Genomic DNA, 9720 nt, shown 5'->3' with positions numbered 1-9720 from the left:
TCCTGGGTCTTGCGCCACCGCGCCGAAGGAGCCCGCCGGGAGCGTCGGTCCGGGCCGACCCGGCGGGCCGACTGCCGCCCCAACCGCCGCAACCCCCGCAACGCCACGTCGAGGTGCCTCGGGTTGGCGATGACCTCGCCGGTCGAGAGCACCGCCAACGACGTGATCCCCAGATCCACACCGACGACCGAGTCCGGCCGGGTTGGGGCCCGATCCTGGCGGTCGATCTCCACGGAGAACGAGCAGAACCACCGCCCGCCCTGGTGGGTGATCGTGGCCGAGCGGATTCGGGCGGTCTCCCGGTCGAGGAGCCGGGCGAGTTTGCGGGTCGACTCGTGGGTGCGGATGACGCCGATGCGGGGCAGCTTCACATGCCTGCGGTCTTCGGCGAGGCCGAAGCTGCCGGTGGTGAACCGGCACGACAACCCGGCGCGTCTGCCCGTGAACCTCGGGAACCGGACCTTCGGCCCCCTGCGCTTACCGGTCCTGGACGCGTTCCAGTTCGTCAACGCGGTTGCCAGGTTCGCCAACCCGGACGAGTACGCCTCCTTCGAGTTCTCGCCCCACCACGGGGCGATCTCATCCTTGGTCTGGTTCCAGTCCTTGCGCAGCGCGTACCCCGACCAGTTCACCCACGGTGTCAGATCCACCTCGGCCACACCGTAGGACGCCTCGGCCACCCGCTGGGCAAGGTTGGCCTTCACCCGGGCCAGACCCCAGTTGTAGGCGTAGCGCTGCGCATCACAATGCGACCGCAACACGGCCCCCTGGGCCGCTGTCGGGTCCAACGCGAACCGATACGCCTGCAACACGATCATCACGTGGACCGTACCGACCACCACCGACAAACAGCCCACCCGCGCTTCCACACCGCGTCGCCGATCTCAACATCACAATCAGACACACACGGGGACAGAATCCTGAACGGTTCGCAGACCCCGTCCCTGTTCGGCAAAACGAACCGCTACTCGGACGTGGACTCCTCCGCCGCCTTGCGGGCCCTGGCCCTGCGTTTGCCCTCGTGCATTGCCTGGACGCGGGCGACGGGGATGGTGTGGCCTTCGGCGACCAGGTCTTCCGCGAGGGGTTGGGGGTCGGGCATTCGGTCGGCCCACGGGTCGGCGTCGTCGAGGAGGGCTGCGGCGGTGCGGACTGTGAAGTCGCTCGGTTTGACCGACGTCAGGTCCTCCCACGCCACCGGGAACGAGACCGGGGTGCCGGGGCGGATGCGGGGGCTGTAAGCCGCGACCACGGTGGCGCCGCCCGACCGCGTCGAGTCGAGGAAGACCTTTCCGGCGCGGTCCTCGACGATGTACGCCGTGGTCGCCAGGGCCGGGTCGATGCGTTCCGCGCGGGCGGCGATGGCTCGGGTGGCGGCGGCGACGTCCTCCATGGACGCGTCCGGGTCGACGGGGACGAAGACGTGGACGCCCTTGGCGCCGCTGGTCTTGGCCACGCCGGTCAGGCCCGAGTCGGCCAGGGCCTGCCGGACCAGCAGGGCGGCCTGGACGGCGGAGCCGAAGCTGTCGTCGCCCGCCGGTGGGTCGAGGTCCAGGATCAGGTGGGTGACATGGTCGGGCCGCTCCAGCACGGTCAGGGTGGGGTGGTATTCGATGGACCGCTGGTTGCCGAACCACAGCAGGGTCCGACGGTCGTCGCACAGGGCGTAGGAGATCTCGCGCTTGGACGCCTCCGCCCAGACAGTGGCCCGCCGGACCCAGTCCGGGGTGTATTTCGGCAGGTTCTTCTGCATGAACGGCTGCTGCCCCGGGCGCACCCGCATCACCGACAGCGGGCGGTCGCGCAGCACCGGGATGATCCGGTCGCGGACCGCGTCCAGGTAGTCGACGAGGTCGCGTTTGGTGGCCTCGGCCCCGTCGAACAACGGCTGGTCGAGATTGGTCAGCGACACCCCGTCGCGCACTTCGTCCTCGCTCACCCGATCACCCTCCCACGCGTGACGGTCTCGTCAACTCCGATCTTGCGCGAGCGAAATCCGCGCCGGTCGGCTATCACTGAAAAGAGAGCACGTGGCCGCACGGGCCACAGCTGTACCGGTCGAGCCGAATTGGGTGAGAATGACAAGTATGACGGGTGCCACGACCAGCGCGGGGACCGCGCACCAGGACCGGGTGCGGCGCCTGCGCGAGCGGTTCGCCACGCTGCCGCCCGGCTCGCCGATCCGGCTGGCCAAGCGCACGTCCAACCTGTTCCGCGACCGCGGCGGCGCGGGGACCATCGACGTCGCCGAGTTCACCCACGTCCTGGCCGTCGACCCGCGGGCCCGGACCGCCGACGTCGAGGGCATGGTCACCTACGAGCAGTTGGTCGACGCGACGCTGCCGCACGGGCTGATGCCGCTGGTCGTCCCCCAGCTCAAGACCATCACCCTGGGCGGCGCGGTCACCGGGCTCGGCATCGAATCGTCGTCGTTCCGCAACGGCATGCCGCACGAGTCGGTGCTGGAACTCGAAGTCCTCACCGGCGACGGCCAGGTTGTCGTGGCCCGCCCGGACAACGAGCACCGCGACCTGTTCCACGGGTTCCCCAACTCCTACGGCACCCTTGGCTACGCGCTGCGGCTCACCATCGAACTCGAACCCGTCCACCCGTACGTCCAAGTGCGCCACCTGCGCCACCGCGACGCCGCCGCCTACTTCGCCGAGTTGGCCGAGGTCTGCGCCACCCGCGTCCACGACGGCAAGCCGGTGGACTTCGTCGACGGCGCCGTCTTCAGCGCCGACGAGATGTACCTGACGCTGGGCGCCTTCACCGACGAGGCGCCCTACACCAGCGACTACACCTGGCTCGACATCTACTACCGCTCCATCCAGGGCCGCACCGATGACTACCTGACCGTCCGCGACTACCTCTGGCGCTGGGACACCGACTGGTTCTGGTGCTCGGCCGCCCTCGGCGTGCAGAACCGCCTCGTCCGGCGGGTGCTGGGCCGCAAACGGCTCCGCTCGGACGTCTACTGGAAGGTCGTCGCCCTCGAACGCAAGCTCGGCGTGTCCGCCCGGATCGACAGGTGGCGCGGCCTGCCCGAGCGGGAAACGGTCGTGCAGGACATCGAGGTCCCGATCGACCAGGCCGCCGCGTTCCTCGACTTCTTCCACCGCGAGATCCCGATCAACCCGATCTGGGTGTGCCCGGTGCGGCTGCGCGACAAAACACAGTGGCCGCTCTACGTCATGGACCCGGACACGCTCTACGTGAACTTCGGCTTCTGGTCGTCGGTCCCGCTCGACCCGGGGGAGTCCGCGGACACCCACAACCGGCTCATCGAGCGGACCGTCACCGACATGCGTGGCCGCAAATCGCTGTACTCGGCAAGCTTCCACGAAGAGGAAGAGTTCTGGTCCCTCTACAACGGACCCGCCTACCGGGATCTCAAGACTCGCTACGACCCCGGGGCGCGGCTGCTCGATCTGTACGACAAATGCGTCCGGGGGCGCTGACCAGGGGAGAGCGAATGACCACACCGCGAATCGCCTCGGCTTTCGAAGGCATCATCCCGCCCGACGGCCAGCTGGCCGTGACCGCGTACGACGGCAGCGTCGCAGGAAACCCGGACGCACCGGTCCGATTGGAACTGTCCACACCGGAAGCGGTCACCTACCTGCTTTCCGCGCCAGGCGAACTGGGCCTGGCCCGCGCGTACGTCACCGGCCACCTCAAGGTCACCGGCGGCCTCTACAGCCTCCTCGACGTCCTGGTCCCGATCATCGACGACCTGCATCTGCGCGACGGCATCAAACTCCTGCGCGAGTTGGCGCCCACCCACCTGCGCCCCGTCCAGACCCCACCCGAGGAACTCCCCGGCCGGACCCGGCGCGCCGCCCTCGGCCTGCGGCACTCCAGGAACCGGGACAGTGTCGCCATCTCCCGGCACTACGACGTGTCGAACCGCTTCTACGAACTGGTCCTGGGCCCGTCGATGGCCTACACCTGCGCCTGCTACCCGACCGCCGACGCCACCCTCGAAGAGGCGCAGTGGCAGAAGTTCGACCTGGTCTGCCGCAAACTCGCCCTGGAACCGGGAATGCGCCTGCTGGACGTCGGCTGCGGCTGGGGCGGCATGGCCATGCACGCCGCCGAACACTACGGCGTGGATGTCTTGGGCGTGACCTTGTCGCGCGAGCAGGCTTTGTGGGCCCAGAAGGAAATCGCCGCCCGAGGCATGTCGGACAAGGCGGAGGTGCGTCACCTGGACTACCGCGACGTCACCGAAACCGGCTTCGACGCCGTGTCCTCGATCGGCCTGACCGAGCACGTCGGCGCCCGCAACCTGCCCGCCTACTTCAAGTTCCTCCACGGCAAGCTGCGCCCCCAGGGCAGGCTCCTCAACCACTGCATCACCCGGACGAACACCACCGCGCCGCACAAGGTCGGCCCGTTCTTCGACCGGTACGTCTTCCCCGACGGCGAACTGGAAGGCGTCGGCGAAATCGCGTCCGCCATGCAGGACAACGGTTTCGAGATCCGCCACGACGAGAACCTGCGCGAGCACTACGCGAAGACCCTCGCGGCGTGGTGCGCGAATCTTGATGAGAACTGGGAGGAAGCCGTTCAGGACGCCGGAATCGCTCGGGCTCGCGTGTGGGCGCTCTACCTGGCCGCGTCCCAGTTGGCCTTCGACCGGCACCAACTGGAACTCCACCAGTTGCTGGGCGTCAAGGTAGGGGACAAGGGGGCATCGGGCATGCCGCTGCGCCCAACCTGGTGACCGCGGATTCGTTGCTGGGCGCCTGTTCGGGTGGTTCGCCTCGCGTTCGCGGGTGGCGAACCACCCGAACAGGCACCCGGCACTAGTACCAAGGCCGTGTAGTTAAGTTTTTGTCGTCGCTGTCAAGATCTTTGGTGGGGCGAGGATGTCGATGGTCAGGGTGGCTTTGTAGCTGGTCCGGTCGATGATCGGGCCTCTGGCTTGGTATTTGGAGATGGCGCGTTTGACGATGCGGGGATTTGCCCGTAGTCGTCGGGCGGGCAGGAGGTTGGCAAGGACGTGGCGGCCGATGGTTCCGGTCAGGTCGATGACGGTGCCGGCGATGACGTTCGCGGCTTGGATGATCTGGTCGCGGGCGGTGTGCCAGGCGATGGTGAAGCTGGCCCGGTCCGGGTCGATCTCGGTTCGGGTGTTGGTGGCGTCGGCCATGGCGGTGCGCAGGAGTTGGTAGGTGGTGAGTAGGGCGTAGATTTCCTGCTCGACACCGGTCGGGGTGCGGGCGCGTAGCACCCGCCCGCCCAGCATGCTGGATTTCAGTTCCAGGTAGGCGGTTTCGATCTCCCAGCGCTCGTGGTACACGGTGATCAACCCGGCTGCTGGGTAGCGTTGGGGGTCGAGCAAGGTGGTGGCCAGCCGGTAGAGGCCGGTGTGGCGGCCTGCGGCGGTGATGATGGTGATCTCGCACTCGATGACCCGCACCCGCAGCGCCCCGAGGATCGAGAGGTAGGAGCCGTCGGGGTAGCGGGCCAGGACCGGCATGGTCCGACCGTTTTTCAGTCTGACCAGGACATCGGCCCCGGTGGCGGCGATGTCGGTGAGCAGGTCACGCGCGCCGAAGTTGCGGTCGGCGAGCAGGAGCATTCCCGTGTGGAGGCTGCGCAGCAGCTGTGGGGTGTAGGTGGTCTCGCCGGTGGTGGTGGGGCCGAACACGGCGTCGATCACGGTGCGGGTGCCGCACGCGACCAGGGCCACCAAGCGGACCTGCGGGTAGCCGGTGCCACCGTGGTTACCCCGCTGTTTGGTGAATCGGGTCAGCATCCTCGGGTTGTCGGGCACGGTCAGGGTGGTGCCATCAATCGCGCAGAGCAGCAAACCCCGCCATCGGGTTCCTCGTTGCCTGCCGGTGGCGGCCGGGCCGCGGAGCAGGTCGAACAGCCACCGCAGCGGTGCCACCGCGACCCGTTGCCGGGCGGCGCCCAACCCGCCGGCAGTCGGTGTCACGGTGGGCAGACCGCCCAGCGCGGCGGTGAGTTTGCGCCACACGCCCAGATATCCGACCTCCGGGAACAGACACGCGCCCAACAGCAGGTAGACCACCACCCGGGAGGGCAGATCCCGCAGCCGAGACTGCGTGGTGTTGGTTGCGGCCAGTGCCTCATCAACCATCTCGAAGGGGAGGTGCTGGGTGAGCTCGCCCAGGTGACCGGGTGCGAACTTGCCCCCCGCCACGGTGACCGTGCCGGTAGTGAAAGACTGGGTGTCCAACGGAGTTCCTGTGCTTCAGTGATCTTGGTCGACACTGTTGTAGCAGGAACTCCGTTGCCCATTTCAACCCGTTGACAACCCCACCCAATCCTTAACTACACGGCCTTGAGACTAGCCCTTGCCCGCCTTCACGTTCCTGATGGCCGCCCGGACTCGCTGCAGTGCCTGCTCCGCGTCGGAGTCGAACGGATTGTCATGCACCAGGTAGGTCCACGTCGATGTCGGCCTGCGCAGCCCGGCCGCGGTCAGGTCGACCCCGTCGGCGGTGATCTCGGCTTCCTCGAACGTCTCGACGGCCAGTTCGCGGATCTCCTTGAGGATTCCCTTGAACTCGCCGATCGCCGCGCGGTGGAACTCGTCGATCGGGGTCTCCCTGGCCAGCGCGCGCAGGTGGATGGTCTCCCGCACGTCGGACAGGAACGCCAGGTGCCTCGACCAGCGCTGGTCGAGGTGGAACAGCAGGATCTGCCGCGCCGCGTTCGCCAGGACGTCCTCGGGCACGTCCTCGGCCAGCGTCTCCCAGCGGTCCGCGCAGTGTTCGTTGAGCTGCTCGGCGGGGAGGTCGGTGCGCAGGACGTCGTCGCGGTAGGCCAAAACCAGGCCGCGCTGGTGCTCGATGAGCCGGGTGTAGCGCCACGTGTTGCGGTGGATGTCGAGGTGCACGCCCTCGGCGACCCGCTGGGCGTGCCCGATGAACCGCTTCGAGGTCTGGTCCTCGAGCCTGCCGTCCTCGGCCGGGTCGGCGCCCGCGGTCGCGTCCGGCGCGTACTGGGTGATCAGGTCGTCGCCGAGGCCGGCGAACACCACCGAGCGCCCCGGGTCGCCCTGGCGGCCGGAGCGGCCGCGCAGCTGGTTGTCGAGTCTGCTGCTGGAGTAGTGCCCGGTGGCGATCACGAAGAGTCCGCCCAGGTCGGCGACCTTGTCGTGGTCGTTCTCGTCGCCGTCGGCGCCGCCGAGCTTGATGTCGGTGCCGCGCCCGGCCATCTGCGTCGACACCGTGACCGCCGCGTGCGCGCCCGCGTCGGCGACGATCGCGGCTTCCTCCGCGTCGTTCTTCGCGTTGAGGACGACCGTGGCCACCCCGGCCTCGGTGAGCTTCTCCGAGATCCGCTCCGACTCGGCCACGTCGAGCGTGCCGACCAGGATCGGCCGCCCGGTCTCGTGCTGCTCGACGATCTCGGCGACCAGCGCGGTCTCCTTGGCCTCGACCGTGTCGTAGATCCGGTCGGGCTCGTCGACCCGCACGCACGGCTTGTTCGGCGGGATCACCGACACCTTGAGCTCGTAGAACTCGCGCAGCTGCTCGCTGACCGCCGTCGCGGTGCCGGTCATGCCGCAAACCCGCTGGTAGCGGCCCACGAGACCCTGAACGGAGATCGAGTCGAGCACCTCGCCGCTCTCGGTCGGGTCGAGCCGCTCCTTGGCCTCGACCGCGGCCTGCAGCCCGTCCGGCCAGCGCTGCAGCAGCGCGATCCGGCCGCGGGAGGTGTTGATCAGGTGGACCTTGCCGTCGCGCACGATGTAGTCGACGTCGCGCTGCAGCAGCGCGTGCGCGTGCAGGGCGGCGTTGACCGCGGCGAGCCGGTCGCTGTGGTCGCCGGAGTAGAGGTCGATGTCGCCGAGGGCCTTCTCCACGTACTTCGCGCCGCGGCTGGTCAGCCAGGCGTTGCGGTTGTCCTCGTCGCGCTCGTAGTCGCGGCCCGGGCGCAGCGTGCGGACGATCGCGCCGACCTCGGGGTCGCCCTGGGAGTCCTCGGTGGACCCGGCCATCACCAGCGGCACCCTGGCCTCGTCTACCAGCACCGAGTCAGCCTCGTCGATGAGCGCCACGTCGGGCTCGCGGTGGACCAGGTCTTCGACGTCGGTGCACAGCCGGTCGCGCAGCACGTCGAAGCCGATCTCGCTGACCGCGCCGTAGGCGACGTCCTTGCCGTAGGCGATGCGCCGCTCGCCGGGCGTCGACTCCTGGTCGACCCAGCCCACGGACACACCCAGCAGCTCGTACACCGGCGCCATCCACTCGGCGTCGCGGCGGGCCAGGTAGTCGTTGACCGACATGACGTGGACGGCGCGGCCCTGCAGCGCGTACCCCGCGGCGGCCAGCGCGCCCGCGAGGGTCTTGCCCTCGCCGGTGCCCATCTCGACCACCCGGCCGTGTAGCAGCTCCATGGCGCCGACGAGCTGCATGTCGTAGGGCCGCTGGTCCAGGCCCCGGCGAGCCGCCTCGCGGCCGAGCGCGCACAGCTCGACCATGCCGTGCGCGTCGAGCCCGCCCAGCGCCTTCTCCCGAAGCTCGCCCGCGGCCTCGGTCAGCTCGGCGTCGGTGAGCTTCGCGACGCTCTCTTCTCGCCACTCGATGGAGGTAAGGACCTCGGTGTACTTCTTGAGGTCGACCGTCGAGGGCCGTTCCATCAAGTGCTGGAACAGGCCCTTGACCCGTGTCAGAAACGCAGCCACGTCTCCGGCCACCTCTCGTTCGTCTCGCAAGTGACGCCATTGTCGACCGTCGCGAGTGTGGGGGCCGTGTGAGGCACCCGTCGCGGCACGCCGTTGCCAGCGTGCGGTCCCCGCCTTATCCGGTATTCCGGCGCGGGGTTGACGTTTCGTCGCCACCTGCCGGGCCAGGCCCGGTCTTCTGGTCGGCTCCACGTCCGTTTTGAGTCTCCCATCCACTCTGGGCGACGTAGTAGTTCTCAAGGTTGCGAGCGGCGTTGAGGTCCCGATCCATCGTGAGCCCGCAGTGTTCGCAACCGAGCGTTCGAGCGCGCAGCGGCAGCTTGGGTTTCACCGCGCCGCAAGTTGAACATGTCTTCGAGGACGGGAACCAACGCTCGGCGATAACCAGCCTGCCACCGCGCCACCGCATCTTGTAGTCAAGTTGCCTGCGGAATTCGCTGAATCCGGCGTCAGCGATGGCCCGAGACAGGCGGCGATTTTTGATCATTCCCGCGACGTGGAGGTCTTCGACGACGATGGTGCCGTAGGTGTTCGCCAGATTGGTGGTCAGCTTGTGCAAGCTGTCGCGACGCAGGTTGGCGACTCGCGCGGATTGACGGCTGAGTTTTCGGCGTGCCTTCTCCCATCGGTTCGAGCGCCGCTGCCGGATGCTGCGGTCGGGGCCTGTTCGGCGGGCAAGCGTGCGCGCCGTGGCGCGGAGTCGCGTCAGCGCGGTGGCAAGGTGCCGTGGATTGGGCGCCATCTTGCCGTTGGAGAGCGTCGCGAGCGTCGTGAGGCCCAGGTCGACGCCGACAACAGCGTTTGGTCTCGACGGGCGGGCCGCGGATCGCCGAACTTCCACAGTGAACGCGGAGATCAACAGACCGGCTGGTCCACGGATCCAGGCTGAGCGCCCCCGTCGACGCTTGGCGGATGCAGGCCGGTGACCAGGATGTCGTACGCCTGTTGACAAAGCTGCTGCAACGACAGACTCGCGCTCTCCGACTTCGCGTGCCACACATGTAACGACACCTGGATAGATTCGGTTGCGGCGGTGGCTAGCAGACGTG

At 68.4% G+C, this 9720-nt stretch carries 8 protein-coding genes; 2 read left to right on the top strand and 6 right to left on the bottom strand.

Annotated elements, in window-relative coordinates; all coding sequences use genetic code 11:
- Positions 1–818, bottom strand: an 818-nt coding sequence (gene tnpB / locus ACRDSQ_RS13025; RefSeq protein ID WP_431421243.1) for an IS607 family element RNA-guided endonuclease TnpB, incomplete at its 3' end; no start/stop codon positions are given.
- Between the two features lie 146 nt (positions 819–964).
- Positions 965–1939, bottom strand: coding sequence for a DNA polymerase domain-containing protein (locus ACRDSQ_RS13020; RefSeq protein WP_431421241.1), 975 nt, complete (start codon positions 1937–1939; stop codon positions 965–967).
- A 148-nt stretch (positions 1940–2087) separates the two neighbouring features.
- Here ACRDSQ_RS13020 and ACRDSQ_RS13015 point away from each other — a divergent pair, with 148 nt between their 5' ends.
- Together ACRDSQ_RS13015 and ACRDSQ_RS13010 are read left to right on the top strand one after the other, a co-directional pair.
- Positions 2088–3461 carry an FAD-binding oxidoreductase gene (locus ACRDSQ_RS13015; protein WP_431421240.1) on the top strand — a complete coding sequence of 458 codons (1374 nt, stop codon included), beginning with the start codon at positions 2088–2090 and terminating at the stop codon, positions 3459–3461.
- A 14-nt stretch (positions 3462–3475) separates the two neighbouring features.
- Entirely contained in the window at positions 3476–4729 is a 1254-nt protein-coding gene (locus tag ACRDSQ_RS13010) for a class I SAM-dependent methyltransferase (protein ID WP_431421239.1), read from the top strand.
- Positions 4730–4831: 102 nt separating this feature from the next.
- Here ACRDSQ_RS13010 and ACRDSQ_RS13005 read toward each other — a convergent pair whose 3' ends face one another.
- From ACRDSQ_RS13005 to ACRDSQ_RS12990, 4 genes are all read right to left on the bottom strand, one after another.
- Positions 4832–6214 carry an IS4 family transposase gene (locus ACRDSQ_RS13005; RefSeq protein WP_431421238.1) on the bottom strand — a complete coding sequence of 461 codons (1383 nt, stop codon included), beginning with the start codon at positions 6212–6214 and terminating at the stop codon, positions 4832–4834.
- A gap of 111 nt (positions 6215–6325) precedes the next feature.
- Positions 6326–8671, bottom strand: coding sequence for an accessory Sec system translocase SecA2 (gene secA2 / locus ACRDSQ_RS13000; protein WP_431421237.1), 2346 nt, complete (start codon positions 8669–8671; stop codon positions 6326–6328).
- 115 nt (positions 8672–8786) lie between these two features.
- A complete protein-coding gene (locus ACRDSQ_RS12995) occupies positions 8787–9530 on the bottom strand; it encodes an RNA-guided endonuclease TnpB family protein (protein ID WP_431421236.1) in 744 nt (247 codons plus the stop codon).
- A partial coding sequence (locus ACRDSQ_RS12990) for a hypothetical protein (protein ID WP_431421234.1) occupies positions 9527–9720 on the bottom strand: 194 nt, incomplete at its 5' end. The genes ACRDSQ_RS12995 and ACRDSQ_RS12990, both read right to left, overlap by 4 nt.

The organism is Actinokineospora sp. (genome assembly GCF_050699995.1).
Classification (GTDB): Bacteria; Actinomycetota; Actinomycetes; order Mycobacteriales; family Pseudonocardiaceae; genus Actinokineospora.
This window is presented reverse-complemented; position numbering and strand designations above follow the sequence as displayed.

Excerpts from the sequence above, each read along its gene's own strand:
- ACRDSQ_RS13015 (WP_431421240.1), top strand. The coding sequence starts at position 2,088 with ATGACGGGTGCCACGACCAGCGCGGGGACCGCGCACCAGGACCGGGTG.
- ACRDSQ_RS13010 (WP_431421239.1), top strand. The coding sequence starts at position 3,476 with ATGACCACACCGCGAATCGCCTCGGCTTTCGAAGGCATCATCCCGCCC.